15 protein-coding genes and 1 pseudogene are annotated in these 14,460 nt (G+C 72.1%); 14 read left to right on the top strand and 2 right to left on the bottom strand.

Features of this window, described 5'->3' with window-relative positions:
* Positions 1–133: 133 nt before the first annotated feature.
* Positions 134–580: a GNAT family N-acetyltransferase gene (locus SSOG_RS44545; protein ID WP_039940252.1), complete on the top strand. Its 447-nt coding sequence runs from the start codon at positions 134–136 to the stop codon at positions 578–580.
* Positions 581–600: 20 nt separating this feature from the next.
* Here SSOG_RS44545 and SSOG_RS44550 read toward each other — a convergent pair whose 3' ends face one another.
* Together SSOG_RS44550 and SSOG_RS44555 are read right to left on the bottom strand one after the other, a co-directional pair.
* Positions 601–1,305, bottom strand: a complete 705-nt coding sequence (locus SSOG_RS44550) for an AfsR/SARP family transcriptional regulator (RefSeq protein ID WP_245606530.1) — start codon at positions 1,303–1,305, stop codon at positions 601–603.
* Positions 1,306–1,584: 279 nt separating this feature from the next.
* Complete coding sequence (locus SSOG_RS44555) at positions 1,585–1,788, bottom strand: hypothetical protein (RefSeq protein WP_009720914.1); 204 nt, start codon at positions 1,786–1,788, stop codon at positions 1,585–1,587.
* Positions 1,789–1,971: 183 nt separating this feature from the next.
* Here SSOG_RS44555 and SSOG_RS44560 point away from each other — a divergent pair, with 183 nt between their 5' ends.
* The 13 genes and pseudogenes from SSOG_RS44560 to SSOG_RS57140 form a co-directional block, all read left to right on the top strand.
* A complete protein-coding gene (locus tag SSOG_RS44560; RefSeq protein ID WP_009720915.1) occupies positions 1,972–2,550 on the top strand; it encodes a Pvc16 family protein in 579 nt (192 codons plus the stop codon).
* Positions 2,547–3,278, top strand: coding sequence for a carboxypeptidase-like regulatory domain-containing protein (locus SSOG_RS44565; protein WP_009720916.1), 732 nt, complete (start codon positions 2,547–2,549; stop codon positions 3,276–3,278). The genes SSOG_RS44560 and SSOG_RS44565 overlap by 4 nt, the downstream gene beginning before the upstream one ends.
* A gap of 10 nt (positions 3,279–3,288) precedes the next feature.
* Positions 3,289–5,553, top strand: coding sequence for a phage tail sheath C-terminal domain-containing protein (locus SSOG_RS44570; RefSeq protein ID WP_009720917.1), 2,265 nt, complete (start codon positions 3,289–3,291; stop codon positions 5,551–5,553).
* Between the two features lie 31 nt (positions 5,554–5,584).
* Positions 5,585–6,040 carry a phage tail protein gene (locus tag SSOG_RS44575; protein ID WP_009720918.1) on the top strand — a complete coding sequence of 152 codons (456 nt, stop codon included), beginning with the start codon at positions 5,585–5,587 and terminating at the stop codon, positions 6,038–6,040.
* A 1-nt stretch (position 6,041) separates the two neighbouring features.
* Positions 6,042–7,535, top strand: coding sequence for a phage tail sheath family protein (locus SSOG_RS44580; protein WP_039940254.1), 1,494 nt, complete (start codon positions 6,042–6,044; stop codon positions 7,533–7,535).
* On the top strand, positions 7,532–8,050 hold the full coding sequence (locus SSOG_RS44585; RefSeq protein ID WP_009720920.1) for a phage tail protein: 519 nt from the start codon (positions 7,532–7,534) through the stop codon (positions 8,048–8,050). Before SSOG_RS44580 ends, SSOG_RS44585 begins: the two co-directional genes overlap by 4 nt.
* A 5-nt stretch (positions 8,051–8,055) precedes the next feature.
* The gene (locus tag SSOG_RS44590; RefSeq protein ID WP_039940256.1) at positions 8,056–8,241 is read left to right on the top strand and encodes a putative phage tail protein; all 186 of its coding nucleotides are present in this window, start codon (positions 8,056–8,058) and stop codon (positions 8,239–8,241) included.
* The gene (locus SSOG_RS44595) at positions 8,238–8,909 is read left to right on the top strand and encodes a CIS tube protein (protein WP_009720922.1); all 672 of its coding nucleotides are present in this window, start codon (positions 8,238–8,240) and stop codon (positions 8,907–8,909) included. The genes SSOG_RS44590 and SSOG_RS44595 overlap by 4 nt, the downstream gene beginning before the upstream one ends.
* A 10-nt stretch (positions 8,910–8,919) precedes the next feature.
* Positions 8,920–10,101, top strand: a complete 1,182-nt coding sequence (locus tag SSOG_RS44600; RefSeq protein WP_009720923.1) for a phage late control D family protein — start codon at positions 8,920–8,922, stop codon at positions 10,099–10,101.
* Positions 10,102–10,103: 2 nt separating this feature from the next.
* Positions 10,104–10,799, top strand: coding sequence for a phage baseplate assembly protein V (locus tag SSOG_RS57135; RefSeq protein ID WP_245606531.1), 696 nt, complete (start codon positions 10,104–10,106; stop codon positions 10,797–10,799).
* Positions 10,796–11,209 (top strand): GPW/gp25 family protein, encoded by a 414-nt coding sequence (locus SSOG_RS44610; protein ID WP_009720925.1) that lies wholly within the window; start codon positions 10,796–10,798, stop codon positions 11,207–11,209. The genes SSOG_RS57135 and SSOG_RS44610 overlap by 4 nt, the downstream gene beginning before the upstream one ends.
* Positions 11,206–13,158: a baseplate J/gp47 family protein gene (locus SSOG_RS44615; RefSeq protein ID WP_009720926.1), complete on the top strand. Its 1,953-nt coding sequence runs from the start codon at positions 11,206–11,208 to the stop codon at positions 13,156–13,158. Before SSOG_RS44610 ends, SSOG_RS44615 begins: the two co-directional genes overlap by 4 nt.
* 716 nt (positions 13,159–13,874) lie before the next feature.
* A pseudogene (locus tag SSOG_RS57140) lies at positions 13,875–14,460 on the top strand (hypothetical protein); the annotation flags it as partial.

Genomic DNA, 14,460 nt, shown 5'->3' on the forward strand with positions numbered 1-14,460 from the left:
TGAGACGGCAAGCCGCCGAGGACGTGCACAGAATCGGCACCGCCGACGGGTCCGGCCGATGATGGCGGGCGAGCGGTCCGGGTTATGGGCCCGTCTGCTGGGCGCGTTATCCGCGCGCGAGCCCGGACGCCCCATGGAGGAGGGGGAGGTCTGGGCGTACTTCCCGCCCGGCGCCCCGGCCGGATACCGGCAACTGCGGGTGTGCCAGGTGCCGGACGGGGAGGACTTCGCCCGCCTCACCTGGCAGGTGTGCGGCGTATGCCGGAGGGGCCTGGTCCGGAAGATCCGGGTCGCCGAACGATGGCAGCGCCGGGGCTACGGCAGCCGCATGATGATGCGGGCCTTACGCGACTGCGAGACGTACACCTGGACGACGACCAAGCAGTCGGAGTACGGCGAGAGCTTCTTCGCGGCGCTCGCGGCCGCCACCGGCATCGACTTCAGCCCCGACTCCCGGGCCTGCGACCATATGCGGGCCGCGCGGGGCGCCGCCCACGGGGAGTCCAGGAGGGAGCCCCCGCAGCCGTACGACAGCCCCGGTGAGCCCCGTTGGTCCCACCGGGACGGGCTGGGCTGCTGACCGGCGGACGCGGGCAGGGCTCAGCGTCCGCCCGCGCCCTCGACCAGCACATCGCTCGCCGGGCGGCCGACCATGACGCGCCGCGGCTTCTGGGGCGTCTTTTGGAGCGCTGCCCCCTCCGGCTCGGGCGGCTGCGGGGGATGGCACGGCACCAGGCTCCGCAGCGCCTGGGAGGGTTCGAGCCCCAGCTCGTCGAGCAGCACCCGGCGGCACTGCTCGAACTGCCGCAGCGCCGCGCCCCTGTTCCCGGCGGCGAGATGTGCCGTGATCAGGACGCGATGGGCGCTCTCCCGCAGGGGTTCCGCGCGGACGGCGGCCAGCCCGGAGGCGACGGCCTCACCGTGGCGCCCCACCGCCGTCAGCCGCTCGGTCATCGCCTCCAGGGCGTACAACCGGAGTTCGTGGTACTGCTCCTGCTCGATCAGCACCCACTCGTTCTCCGACCACTCGGGTAACAGATCGGAGGAGAGGTCCGCCCGCGTCTGGGCGGTGAGGATGTCGTCGCAGGGGTGGGCCATGTCCAGCAGCTGGTGCGCCCGCGTGGCCGCCGCGTGGATGTCCACGTCGATGTGTTTGGCGATCGCCAGTTCCTGCGTGGACGCGTCGATGACCTGATGCCCCGTTCGGGTCGCGCGCCACAAAGACGATCTGAGGTTGGCGTTGGCGCGGGACGCCGTAACGTCGGGCCACAGCATTCCGGCCACATATGTTCGCGTGCGTGGCATGTCCTGGAGGGCGAGGAACGCGAGGAGGCGCTGGGCGCTGGAAGAAAGGGGAACGCGTTTATGATCGACCGATAACGCGAAGCTTTTGAGCAGCCTCAACGTAATGACGTGGCCTTCTGCGCTCATCGGCCCCCCGGGCGATATTGGCTTCAGTGAATGATCCCATAGCGGCAATCGGGATGTTCCCCAGCCATGTTACGAGCAATTCATGATCGTGCGCCCTGCCCTTCGGGTACAGAACGATATACGGCCGGGCATCACCGGGACGTCGCGGAAACGTCACCCGTCCGGCGTCGGTTCGAGCAGCTGATCGAGCCAGGCACGCACGGCATCGAGCACGTCGTCGACCGCGCTCACCGCGGTCGGAGGCGCCTGGTGCCGCCCGCCCGTCAGCACAATGCGCGCCCGGAAGCCGTCCGGCCTCCCCTCTTCCACCCACACTCGGAGGATCAGGACGCCGGCCTGCTCTGAGTGGATTTCCATGGAAGGAAAATATGCCTTATCCGTGTCACCCCGGCGTTGTCGGCGCGTGACCGCCGACGTCATCGCCGTGGGGCGGGAACGGGCTGGTGACGCTCGTGTGATGGGTGAATCGCGATTGCGCCACGCCGGGCCCGGCATCCTCATCGAGGCACGCTTTCGGGCGCGAGCACGGGGAGGATTCGCATGGGTGACTTCGGCGTCATCGCCGACGTCTCGACGGTCATCGTGGAGACCTTGACCCGGGCCCTGCACGAGCTCAGCCCGGTGGATCCGCCGATCGCGGAACTCAACGACCTCTCGGAGACGGTGCAGACACCGCCGGCGAAACTCACGGTCTTCCTTTACGAGATCGCCGAGGACCCGACCTCGCGCAACCGCCCACCGGTGCGCTCCCAGCCACCCGACCAGCCGTTCACCCGCAAGCCGCCGATGGCTCTGCTGCTGCGCTATCTGGTCACCCCATGGGGCGGTGACCCGATCACCCAGCACCGGATGCTCGGGCGCGCCATGCAGACGTTCTACGACGACGCGATCCTGGACGGCACCCAGCTGTCCGGCAGCCTGGCGGCGAGCACCGACTCGCTGCACCTCAGCCTCACCCCGCTCACCCTGGATCAGAAGTCCTGGGTCTGGTACGCGATCCAGAAGCCGTACCGGCTGTCGCTGAACTACGAGGTCCGTGTCGTCAATCTGGACTCCGCCGTCGACCTTGCGGTCCGGCCCGTGCAGAGCCGGACCATCAGCGGGGCGGCGACGCCATGAGCCCATTCCGACCGCTGGAGCGTTCGACGCTCCACAGCCCCGCCTGGTTCATCCCGTTCGACGACTACGCCCGGCGGGTGCGCGCCGCCGGGGTGACGGTCCAGCTGGACCGATTCGATGACGACGACGGCGCCTGGCTGCCGCTGGACGACGTGGCGGTGCGCACCCCAGGCGGTGCCTTCGCCTATCCGGGTCTTGGCCGGTGCCGGGAGCCGTGGGCGGCCCCGGCGCGGCGCCACCGGGCCCGCTTCGCGGCCCCCGGCTACCAGCCGCTGTACCCGGCCGACGACCAGCCGTTCTCGGCCGGTCTGGTGGGCGTCGAGTTCCTGGTGCACCCGTACGGCGACGCCCACCCGCCCGCGGTGGCTGCCCAACCGCGGCTGGTGCGGCTGCTGCCCGCCGTCTCCTTCCCCTATCCGCCGGGTGCGCGCACGGTGCACGGCGCCGTGATCGACGCGGCCACCGCCCAGCCGATCGCGGGCGCACTCGTGGAGGCCGAGGGGCGGACCAGCCGGGACCTGACGCCATGGCACGAGCGCACCCTGTCCGACGCCACGGGCGCCTTCCGGCTGGCCCTGCGGTGGGAGGGCGAGAAGGCCGGTGAGCGCGCCGTCGAGGAGACCTTCCACCTGCGGGCCACCGAGCGGCCGGGCAGGACCGGATCGCTGGTCGTGCGGCTGCCGCAGGACATCGAGCGCCGGCACGTCATAGAGATCCGCGAGAGTTAAGGAGCCGTCCATGGCGGAGTATCTGAGCCCCGGGGTCTACATCGAGGAGGTCGATGCGGGCCCACGGCCGATCGCGGGGGTGAGCACCAGCACGGCCGGAATGGCCGGGGTCACCGTACGCGGCCCGTACACAGGCAAGCCCAAGCTCGTCACCAACTTCCTGGAGTTCCAGAACACGTTCGGCGGGTTCGTCCCCGAGCCGGACGCCCTGATCCGGGACACCTGGGCGGGGGATCCCGCCGAAGGCGGCCGCTGGTGGCTGTTCCCGCTGGCGGTCAAGGGGTTCTTCGACAACGGCGGCCAGCGCCTGTACGTCAAGCGCGTCGCGGCCAAGCAGGCCACCCCGGCCTCGGGCGTCCTGGGCCACGGCCTGGTGAGCCCGATCGCCGGTGACGCGGCCAAGGGCGCGACCCGCCTGGAACTCGGCCACCTGATCGGGTTCACCGGCGTGGGGCAGCAGGTCGAGATCTTCCGCGGCGACGACCAGCAGTCGATCCACACCGCCGGGGTCGCCGCCTACGATGCCACCGCCCACCGGATCGAACTCGACACCGAGCTGCCCGCGGAGGTCAGGACGGCCCGCGGCGACTATGTGCAGATCGGGACGCGCAGCGCGGAAGAGACCCTGGAGTTCGCCGCCGTCAGCCCCGGCGCGTGGGGCAGCGGCGTCCAGGTGCGGATCCAGCCCATGTCCGGTGCCGCGCTGCCGGTGCTGCCGGATCCGCAGGAGGGCGCGCTGTTCGTCACGCAGCTGGCCGCGGACGCCGCCGCGGACAGCGAGACGGTCGAGGTGGCGGCGAGGACCGGGCTCGACCCCGACGACCTGCCCGCCGACGTCTGGGTGCAGATCGGCACCGACCGGTTCAAGGTCCAGCTCAGCCAGCCCGCCGACGGGAAGGTGACGCTGACCCTGCCGTCCGGCACCTCGCATGCGGCATGGCGCAAGGGGCTGCTGGTGCGCCGCGTGCGCCGGGGCAACACCTCGGCCGGGCCCGCGCTGCGGGTCGGCGGGGCGAGCAGGCTGTACCAGGGCGCAGTCGTCCAGCTCGACGACGGCACCACCCTGACCATCCGCACCGTCCAGTCGGTCGCAGCGGACGTCGTCACCCTCGACGGCAACGTGCCCGGCACGCTGTTCGAAACCGACCGGCTGCACCTGGTCGAGGCGCAGGTCGACGCGCGGTTCACCGATCCGTCCGGGGCCGCGGTGTCGGAGACGTACCGCAATCTGAGGCTCACCGGCGACGCGCCGTCGAACCTGGTGACCACCCTGGCAAGCCGCTCGCAGCTGGTGCGGGCGACCGCGCTGTCCGGGCTGTCCACCGACCCGGCGAAGTTCCCCGTGCCCGCGGTCGGCTCCTGGCTGACCCTGGCGGACGGCGACGACGCCTACGGAAGCCTGAGCGTGGCCGACTTCGTCGGCGAGGACGGCGGCAGCGGCAAGCGCACCGGCATCGCCGCGCTGGAGGACATCGACGAGGTGGCCGTCTGCGCGGTGCCCGGCGTGTGGTCAGGGACGGTCGAATCGGCCCTGGTCACCCACTGCGAGCTGCTCCGGGACCGGTTCGCGATCCTCGATCCGCAGGACGGCCTGGACACCGAGGGCATCCAGGCGTTCCGCGAGCCGTTCGACACCAAGTACGCGGCGCTCTACCACCCGTGGCTGGTCACCCGCGACCCGTCGACGGGCCGCGACACCGAGGTGCCGCCGTCGGGCCACATGGCCGGGATCTACGCCCGCACGGACGTGGAGCGCGGGGTGCACAAGGCACCGGCGAACGCCGTCATCCGGGGCATCCGGCTCACCGACGGCATCGCCCAGGACGTCACCAAGCGCCATCAGGACCTGCTCAACCCCAAGGGCATCAACGCACTGCGGTTCTTCCCCGGCATGGGCCACCGGGTATGGGGCGCGCGCACGCTCTCCTCGGACAGCTCGTGGAAGTACGTCAGCGTCCGGCGGCTCTTCCTCTACCTGGAGGAGTCCATCGACGAGGGCACCCAGTGGGTGGTGTTCGAACCGAACGACGAGGCGCTGTGGGCCCTGGTCCGGCAGACCGTCACCAACTTCCTCACCACCGTGTGGCGCAGCGGCGCGCTCGCCGGAACCACCGCCGACGAGGCGTTCTTCGTCGCCTGCGACCGCACCACGATGACCGAGGACGACCTCGCCAACGGCAGGCTCATCTGCGTCATCGGTGTCGCGCCGGTCTTCCCGGCGGAGTTCGTGATCTTCCGGATCCAGCAGAAGACCCGCGAGAACCAGCTCGCCTGAGCGCCCGACCGAGGACCGAGGAGAGGCCATCATGCCGCCCGTCACCAGGGACGATCCCTACGCGTCATATAACTTCCAGATCATCGTGACCAACGTCAGCGACGACGGGGTCGCGGTGAGCGGGTCCTTCACCGAGGTGAGCGGGCTGGAGCTGGAAGTCCCGCCGATCGAGTACCGCACCGGGAGCGAGGACATCACCGTCCGCAAGATCCCGGGGCTGAAGAAGTTCACCAACCTCACCTTCAAGCGCGGCATCACCGGCCACGTCGGCTTCTGGAACTGGGTGGTCGAGGCGCTCAACGGCAAGGTGCGGCGCACCTCCGGGTCGATCGTGCTGCTGGACGAGAACCGCCAGGAGGCCATGCGCTGGAACTTCGACCGCGGCTGGCCGACCAAGTACACCGGCCCGACGCTCAGCGCCACCAAGAACGAGATCGCCATGGAGACCCTCGTCCTGGCGGTCGAGAAGCTGGAGATCGACGCCTGACATGGCCGGCGAAGCGCTTCCCGGCGTATCCCTGACGTCCGCGACCCGTGACCCCGGCGCGGAGCCGCTGCGCACGGACGTGGCGGCCTTCCTGGGCCGGCTCCGCCGCGGCCCGGTCGGCACTCCGGTGCGCGTGGAGAGCTGGAACGACGTCGTGGCCGCCTTCGGACCGCCGGACGGCGCCTTCGCCACCCCGTACGCACTGCGCGGCTTCTTCGAGAACGGCGGCCGCACCGCCTGGGTGCTCCGCGTGTCCGGGCCGGCGACCACGGCCCGGACCCGGTGGGCGGCCGGACCGCTGAGCGGACTGGCCGCCACGGGCTACCAGGTGGTCGCCACCAGCCCCGGCGCCTGGGCCAACGGCGTGCGCGTCGCCGTCCGCTACCAGGCCAGCACGGTCGCCGGACCGCCCACAGTGGGCATCCGGGTCATGCCGCCCGACGAGCCGCCCGAGACCTTTCCCGGACTGCCGCTCGCCGACGTGGCCGACCGGCTGACCGCGTCCCGCTACATCCGGCTGCTCCCGGACGGGCCACCGCCACCGCCCGACCAGAACGGCCCGATCACGATGTCCTGGGACCTCACGCTGACCGGCGGCACCGACGCGGCGCCCACCCGCGACGCGTACGCGGACGCCGCGACCGTACAGTCCGAACTGCCGGAACCGGCGCTGGTGGCGCTGCCGGACCTCGGCACCGACCTGTCCGGCACCACCCACACCGACCTGGTGCTCGAACTGCTGCGCGGCATCGAGCCGTTGCACGACCGGCTCGCCGTCCTGGACGTACCGCCCCGGCTGTCCTCCGTGGACGAGGCGGTCGGGTGGGCGGAGTCCCTGGTGGCCACCGGCGACAGCGGGCTGCTCGGCTGCGCCGCCGTCTACCACCCGCCGCTGCGCGTCCCCGACGGGCACGATCTGCGGACCGTGCCGGCGTCCGGGCACGTCCTGGGCGTCATCGCCCGCCTCGACGGCGAGCGCGGCGCACACCACACGCCCGCGAACGCCGTGATCCTGGAGGCGGTCGATCTCGCCGCCGAGTACCCCGAACCGCAGCAGCTCCGGCTGTTCGACGCAGGTGTAGACCTGATCCGGTGCACCCGCGGACGGGGGCTGATGGTGTGGGGCGGGCGCACCCTGTCCGCCGACACGCGCACCCGCTACATCGCCCACCGCAGGCTGGTGCACCTGCTGGTACGGGCCATCCGGCGGGCGGCCGCACCGCTGGTGTTCGACGTCAACTCGCCCGAACTGCGGCTGACCCTGGTGCGGGCGCTGACCTCCGTCCTGCTGGCCGCCCACCGCGCCGGGGCGCTCGCCGGGGCGCGGCCCGAGCAGGCGTTCCGGGTGGTGTGCGACGACACCAACAACCCGCCCGAACAGGACCCGGGGCAGCTGGTCTGCGAGATCGAGGTCGCCCCTGCCGTCCCCATGGAGTTCATCCGGCTCCGGCTCGTACTCGGCCAGGACCGAGACCTGGAGGTAATCGAGGCATGACCCTGGATCCCCTGCCCAAATACCGCTTCCTGGTCACCCTCGACCCCGGCGACGCCTATCTGCCGCCCGCGCAGGCACTGCTGCTGCCGCTGGCCGCGTCGGGCGCGTTCCAGGAGGTCACCGGGCTCGGCGCGCAGCTGGAGGTGACGAGCTACCCGGAGGGCGGCCGCAACGACTCGGTCCACCAGCTGCCGCTGCGCCACTCCTGGAACCGCATCACCCTCAAGCGCGGCGTGGTGCGCGACCCGGGGCTGTGGTCCTGGTACCAGGCCGGGCTCGCCGACTCCCTCGGTGCCCGCCGCGACGGCGCGGTCATCGTGCTCGGCCCGGACGGAGTGCCCGGCGCGGCCTGGGCCTTCCACGGCGGGCTCGCCGCCAAGTGGAGCGGCCCGGATCTGCACGCGGAGCAGAACGCGATCGCCGTCGAGTCGCTGGAGATCGCCCACGAGGGGCTGACGAAGGTCCTTCAGGACACCGCGGCGAACGCCCTGTCGCGCCTGGGCCCGGGGAGGTGACCGGGATGCCGAAGGTGACGATTCACCAGCTGGAGGTCCGGTTCCAGGTGGACGGCGACGACGGTGCCGTGTTCACCCGCCTGTTCAACAAGCACATCCAGGCCTGGGCGAAGCTGTACGAGGAGCAGTGCGCCCGCGCCGAGCACACCAAGGCCGAACGGGGCTTCGGCGACGGGGAGGCCCCGCAATGAGCGTCACTCCCGTGTCCTTCGCCCGCCAGGGCGCCGCCCGGGCCCGTCTGGAGATCGTCCGCCCGGTGATCGCCGACGAGCGGCAGCGGCGGATCCCGCTGCGGTTCAACCCCACCGACTACAAGCTCAGCAAGAGCAACACGTTCGCCGAGATCACCATCCCCGGCCTGGAGACCCCGCCCCTCCAGTACGTCCGCGGCGGCACCGAAACCCTCACCGTCCAGGCGCTGGTGGACACCTCCGACACCCTGGAGAACGTACGGACCGCCTACGTCAACGCGCTGCGCAACCTGCTGCGGCCCGACAGCCGCGAACACGCGCCACCGGTCGTCCGCTTCGTCTGGGACGAGGAGGTCTTCACCGGCGTCGTGGAGAAGCTCGACGTCAACTACCAGATGTTCCGCCCGGACGGGGTGCCGCTGCGCGCCATGCTGGACCTCTCGCTCAAGGAGTTCCGTACGGCCGCCGTACAGGTCGCCGAGACACCGCGCTCCTCGCCCACCGTGGAGAAGAGCTATGTGGTGCGCCGCGGCGACACGCTCAGCTCCATCTCCGCCGCGCTGTACCGGCGGCCCGACGCCTGGCGGGAGCTGGCGCGCGCCAATGGCATCAGCGACCCGCGCGACCTGCGGCCGGGCCGGGTGCTGACCGTGCCCCGGCTGCCGTGAGGAGGGCGCGATGAGCACCCCGGCACCCGAGGTGGCCCCGCCCGACCGGTACGCGCCCGAGTTCGACGTGCGCATCGAGGGCCTGGAGATGGACCCGTCCACCAAGAACGACATCATCGACATCAAGGTGAACCGGGACATCGACGAGATGTCCGGCTTCGATCTCACCTTGAACAATTGGGACGACGCCAACCTGCGGTTCAAGCACAGCGATTCGGCGAGCTTCCGGCTCGGCGGCCGGGTCTCGGTCCGGCTCGGCTACGCCGACAAGCTGCTCACCGTCGCCACCGGGACCATCTCCACGCTCAGCCCGAAGTTCACCGACGGCGCCTCGCCCACCGTCCAGGTCAGCGGCGTGGACGGGCTGCTGCGGCTGAAGGACCGCAAGCCCGCCGAGAACGAGACCAAGATCTACCGCAATCTGCCCGACTGGCGCATCGCCGAGCAGATCGCCCAGCGCAACCATCTGCGCATCGAGGTCACCAGGGAAGGGCCCACCCATGACCTGGTGGTGCAGAAGAACCAGGACGATGCCACGTTCCTGCTGGAGCGGGCCAAGCGGCTGGACTTCGACTGCTACATCCTGCCGGACGCGAAGACCGGCGAGGACACGCTGTACTTCATCAAGCCGACCGACGGCCGCGACGGCCGCCCGATCCGGGTGTACCGGCTGGCCTACGCACCGGGGCTGAGCACCGGCCCCACCGGGCAGCCCGCGGGGCTGATCCCCAACCTGATCGAGTTCACCCCGACGCTGACGGTGTCCCAGCAGGTCAGCAAGGTCACCGTGCGCGGCTGGGACCCCCGTACCAAACAGGCCATCGCGTTCACCGCGACCGCCGAGAACCTCCCCGCCGGGCAGAACACGGCCGACGGGCAGAGCGGGCCGCAGGTCGCCGAGTCCACCCTCCAGGGCCGCCAGGAGGTCATGGTCGACGCGCCCGTCGGCAGCGACCAGGAGGCCCGCGAACTGGCGATCAGCCTGCTGCGCGAGCGGGCGTACGAGTTCATCACCGCCACCGGCAAGGTGGCGGGCCTGCCCGAGCTGCGGCCCGGCGACAACCTGGAGATCTACGGCCTCGGCCGCCGCTTCTCCGGTACGTACTTCGTCAAACGGGTCGAGCACACCCTCAACACCAGCGGTTTCTTCACCCAGTTCACCGCACGGCGGATCCATCAGGGGGATCAGTGACCATGAGGGGCACGCCACGCGCACGCTCCACCGACAAGCGCTACTACGGCGTCGTCGAAGCGCTCGTCGTGGAGAACGAGGGCGACGACGAGGGCCAGGTCAAGCTGAAGTTCCCCTGGTTCGACGACACCACCGTCACCGACTGGGTGCGGGTCAGCCAGCTGTACGCGGGCAACGGCTACGGATCGGTGTTCGTGCCCGAGAAGGGCGACGAGGTGCTCGTCGCCTTCGTCCACGGCGACATGCGCTACCCGATCGTCCTGGGCGGCCTCTACAACGGCGAGGACAAGCCGCCGACCGCCCGCACCGACGGCCGCGACCAGAAGATCATCCGTACCCGGCACGGCCACGAAGTGCTCCTCGACGACACCGAGTCCAAGGCCGCCGTACGGATCACCTCCGCCGCCGGACACGTGGTGGAGCTGGACGACCAGGGCAAGACGATCAAGATCACCGCGGCCGAGGGCGGCAGCGTCACCGTGACCGCCCAGGGCGACATCACCCTCAAGGCGCCGAAGGTGACGCTCGATTCGCCGTCCATCGACCTCGGCGGGGGTGCCACCGAACCCCTCGTCCTCGGCAACGCGCTGCTCCAGGCGTTCAACACCCACACCCACCCCTCCGCCGCCGGGCCGACCGGCCCGCCGACCCCGCCGCTCACCCCCGCCGTGCTGGCGAAGAAGGCGAGGACGGCATGAGCGAGGAGTTCCTGGGGACCGGCTGGCGGTTCCCGATCCTGCCCGACGCGTCCGGGCGGCTCGGCTACGCCATCGGCGAGGAGAGCATCGAGCACTGTCTGCGGGCCCTGCTGCTCACCGGCACCGGTGAACGCGTCATGCGGCCCGAACTGGGCACCCGCGCCCACGAGTTGCTGTTCGCGCCGGGCAGTGTGCAGAACCTGCGCGACCTGGAGCAGTCGATCGCCGCCGCCGTCCGCGACCACGAGCCGCGGGTGGAACTGGAGGAGGTCCGCGCCGAGGCCGATCCGGCCGACGAGTCGCGGATCACCGTCTCGGTGGTCTACCGCATCCGGCGCAGCAACACCAAGGCCAACCTGGTGTTCCCGTTCTACACCGGACTCACGGGCCTCACCGGGGGGACGCCATGACGCTGCCCGCGCCGAAGCTGGACGACCTCACCTGGGCCGACATGATGGCGGCCATCCGCCGCCGCATCCCCGCCGAGTCCGACGGCACCTGGACGCTGCACGCGCCCGTCGACCCCGGCGTCACGCTCCTCGAACTCTTCGCCTACCTCCTCGAACAGCGGCTGTACTGGCTCGACCAGGTGCCGGACGCGCTCGTGGTCGCCATACTGCGCCTGCTCGGCCTCGAACCGCCGCGTCCCGCCCGTCCCGCCGCCACCGTGCTGCGCCTCGCCGCGAGGCAGGAGGACACCGCCGTACCCGTCGTCCCCGCCGGGACGGCGCTGACCCGGGACCCCACGGGCCGGATCGTGTTCACCCTCGACCATGACGTGGCGGCCTTCCCGCTCGCCGAGGGCGGCGAGATCAGCGTGTGGACCGACCGCGACCGCACGGCCGACCTGCGGGCCCGCCGCGGCATCGCCCTGCTCGCGAGCGACGGCGCCCCGGCCCGGGCCCGGTTCACCCTCCCGCTCACCGGAGCGCACCCCGCGCCCGGCCCGATCAGCCTGCTGGCCGAGCTGGACGCGCCCGCCGCGTGCGTACCGTCGTGGCTGCCCGGGGCGGTCGACGGCGTACCGCCGCCCGCCGAGCTGACCTGGTCCTGGTTCCGGCCGGGCACGGACATCTCCGGCACGTTTGAGAAGGTCGAGGACGGTACGGCCGGGCTCCGGCGCTCCGGTGTCGTCAGACTGCACCCCCCGGCCGACTGGACCACACAGGACACCGGGCTCGAGGTGTCGACCCCGGCCGCCACCTACGCGGCCCCGCCCCGCCTGCTCCAGCTCGCCGTCAACGTGTCCGCCGCACACCACCGCACCCACCGCACCGCGGACGGTACCGACCTCCAGGAGCAGATCGGCGCCTGGCTCAGGCTGCCCGGACAGCATCTCGTCCTGCCGGACGCCGCCGACCGGCTCCTGGAGGCCACCCTGCGCCTGGCGGGCCAGGAGTGGCAGCCGGTGCCGGACTTCACCTTCGGCGCACCGGCCGACCGCATCTTCGTGCTCGACCGGGATGAGGGCGCGCTGGTGTTCGGCGACGGACTCACCGGGCGCGTTCCCCGGCCCGACCCGGACGTGCGGGTCGACTACGTCACCGGCGGCGGCAGGGACGGCAACGGCGGCATGACCGGCAACTGGCTCCCGGCCGCAGACATCCCGGCGGCGGAAGCGGTCTCCGCCGCCAACCTCGTACGGGCCGAAGGCGGCGCCGACCCGGAGACGGTCACCGAGGCGCGCCGCCGCGCGGCCGCGTCGCTGGGCGAGGTGACCCGCGCGGTCACCGCCGACGACTACGTCACCCTGGCCCGCACCACCCCGGGCGTCGCCGTCGCCCGCGCCTACCCGGCCCTCGGCGAGCACCCCGGCTTCCCGTGCGCCACCGTGCCCGGCGCGGTGACCGTGCACATCGTCCCGGCCGCGCCCCGGGCGACCTCGACCGCGAGGACTTCGTCGCCGCGCCGCTCCCCGACCCGGGCATGCTGCGCGCGGTCGCCGCCCGCCTGGAACAGGCGCGGCTGCTCACCTCCGAGGTCTTCGTCCGAGGACCCCGCTACCGCGATGTCGCCCTGCGCGTCGACCTGTCCGGCGACCCCGCCGACCGCACCCGCGTGGCCACCGCGGTCACCGCCGCGCTGCGCCGCTTCCTCGACCCGCTGGTCGGCGGCGACGACCAGGACGGCTGGCCCTTCGGACAGCCGCTGCGGCCCTCGGCCCTGCTGCGCGCCGCGCAGCGGGCGCTGGGGGACCTCGCGGACATCGCCGCCGTCGGCGTCGGCCTCGACGGGACCGACAGCTACGAGGCGTGCGACGAAGTGCCGCTCGGCGCCGGGGAACTTCCCGTCCTGCGCACGGTCCGCACCCGGATCGTGCCCGCCGTCGAACCGGGGGAGGGGCTGGCATGACCGGTGACGTGTGGTGGGAGCGGGACGCCCGGGAGCAGGAGCGGGCGGACGGGCGGACCGTGCCGGGACCCGGACCGACCGGCGCCCAGCCCGAACTCGTGGACGCCACCCGAGAGGCGGTCCGCGCCGCCGTCCGCGGCCGCATCGCGGGCTACACCCCGGACTGGACCGACCCCGACCGCCAGGACGCCGGAGTCGCCCTCGTCCGCCTCTTCGGCACCCTCGCCGAACCCGTGCTCGGCCGCGTCAACCGGCTCCCGGAGAAGGTGCTCGCCGAACACCTGACGACGGCGGGCGTACGGCGCCGCCCGGCCGGAGCGGCGGCCGCGCTCCTCGAATTCACCGTCAACCCGCCCGACGGCGCCTCCGTGCTCGTGCCCGCGGGGTTCCAGAGCGCTGCCTCCACCACGGCCGGGCAGGTCGTCTACGAGACGGACCAGGACCTGTACGCCACACCGGCCACCCTCGGCGCCCTCGCCGTCCAGGAGGCCGGACGGCTGGAGACCCTGCCGCTGGGGCCGTCCGGACCCAGCCGCCCCTTCGCGCCCTTCGGCCGCGACCCGGAACCCGGCAACGGGCTGTGGATCGGGCTCGCCGGACCGGCCGGGCCCTACCCGCGGCTGTCGCTGGGCTACGAGGACGACGCCGCGCCGCCCGCACCCGTGTTTCTTCGGCGGCATCACGCCCCTGCCGCTGCCGCCCGCGCCGCTGCTGCGCTGGGACGTGCTGGACGGCACCCGGCTCGTCCCCGCCGAGGTGATGCGCGACTCCACCGCCGGGCTCAGCGCGGGCGGCACCGTCGAACTGCGGGTGCCGCGCTCATGGCAGCCGGGCAGCCCGCCCGGCACCCGCCCCCGGCCCCTGCTGCGCTGGCTGCGCCTGCGGATCGCGCACGGCGCCTTCCCCGGCCCGGCGCCGGTCCTGTCCGGGCTGCGGCTCAACGTGGTCACCGCCACCGCCGCCCGCACCATCCGCGACGAGCCGCTCCAGCCCGTCCAGGACGGTACGGCGACCGCGCGGCGGCGCATGAAGCTCAGCCAGGTGCCCATCCTCGCCGGATCGGTGGTCATCGAGGTCGACGACGACGCGGGCGGCGATGTGTTCGGCACCACCGCCGGCACCGCGTCCCGCTGGCGCGAGGTGGAGAGCCTGGCCGGATATTTTTTTCGACGACCGGGTGTTCACCGTGGACCACGACACCGGCGAAGTGACCTTCGGGGACGGCGTCAACGGTTCGGCCGTCCTGTGGCGGCTTCCGCAACGTCTTTTGTTCTTGCGCTACCGCGTGGGCGGCGGCAGCGCCGGAGCC

It is taken from the genome of Streptomyces himastatinicus ATCC 53653 (assembly GCF_000158915.1).
Lineage (GTDB): Bacteria > Actinomycetota > Actinomycetes > Streptomycetales > Streptomycetaceae > Streptomyces > Streptomyces himastatinicus.

What these genes read in the sequence shown, in the direction of transcription:
- SSOG_RS44610 (WP_009720925.1), top strand. Translation starts at nt 10,796, where the DNA reads ATGAGCGAGGAGTTCCTGGGGACCGGCTGGCGGTTCCCGATCCTGCCC.
- SSOG_RS44580 (WP_039940254.1), top strand. Translation starts at nt 6,042, where the DNA reads ATGGCCGGCGAAGCGCTTCCCGGCGTATCCCTGACGTCCGCGACCCGT.
- SSOG_RS44550 (WP_245606530.1), bottom strand. Translation starts at nt 1,305, where the DNA reads ATGCCACGCACGCGAACATATGTGGCCGGAATGCTGTGGCCCGACGTT.
- SSOG_RS44615 (WP_009720926.1), top strand. Translation starts at nt 11,206, where the DNA reads ATGACGCTGCCCGCGCCGAAGCTGGACGACCTCACCTGGGCCGACATG.
- SSOG_RS44565 (WP_009720916.1), top strand. Translation starts at nt 2,547, where the DNA reads ATGAGCCCATTCCGACCGCTGGAGCGTTCGACGCTCCACAGCCCCGCC.
- SSOG_RS44595 (WP_009720922.1), top strand. Translation starts at nt 8,238, where the DNA reads ATGAGCGTCACTCCCGTGTCCTTCGCCCGCCAGGGCGCCGCCCGGGCC.
- SSOG_RS44585 (WP_009720920.1), top strand. Translation starts at nt 7,532, where the DNA reads ATGACCCTGGATCCCCTGCCCAAATACCGCTTCCTGGTCACCCTCGAC.
- SSOG_RS57135 (WP_245606531.1), top strand. Translation starts at nt 10,104, where the DNA reads ATGAGGGGCACGCCACGCGCACGCTCCACCGACAAGCGCTACTACGGC.
- SSOG_RS44560 (WP_009720915.1), top strand. Translation starts at nt 1,972, where the DNA reads ATGGGTGACTTCGGCGTCATCGCCGACGTCTCGACGGTCATCGTGGAG.
- SSOG_RS44600 (WP_009720923.1), top strand. Translation starts at nt 8,920, where the DNA reads ATGAGCACCCCGGCACCCGAGGTGGCCCCGCCCGACCGGTACGCGCCC.
- SSOG_RS44575 (WP_009720918.1), top strand. Translation starts at nt 5,585, where the DNA reads ATGCCGCCCGTCACCAGGGACGATCCCTACGCGTCATATAACTTCCAG.
- SSOG_RS44545 (WP_039940252.1), top strand. Translation starts at nt 134, where the DNA reads ATGGAGGAGGGGGAGGTCTGGGCGTACTTCCCGCCCGGCGCCCCGGCC.
- SSOG_RS44590 (WP_039940256.1), top strand. Translation starts at nt 8,056, where the DNA reads ATGCCGAAGGTGACGATTCACCAGCTGGAGGTCCGGTTCCAGGTGGAC.
- SSOG_RS44555 (WP_009720914.1), bottom strand. Translation starts at nt 1,788, where the DNA reads ATGGAAATCCACTCAGAGCAGGCCGGCGTCCTGATCCTCCGAGTGTGG.
- SSOG_RS44570 (WP_009720917.1), top strand. Translation starts at nt 3,289, where the DNA reads ATGGCGGAGTATCTGAGCCCCGGGGTCTACATCGAGGAGGTCGATGCG.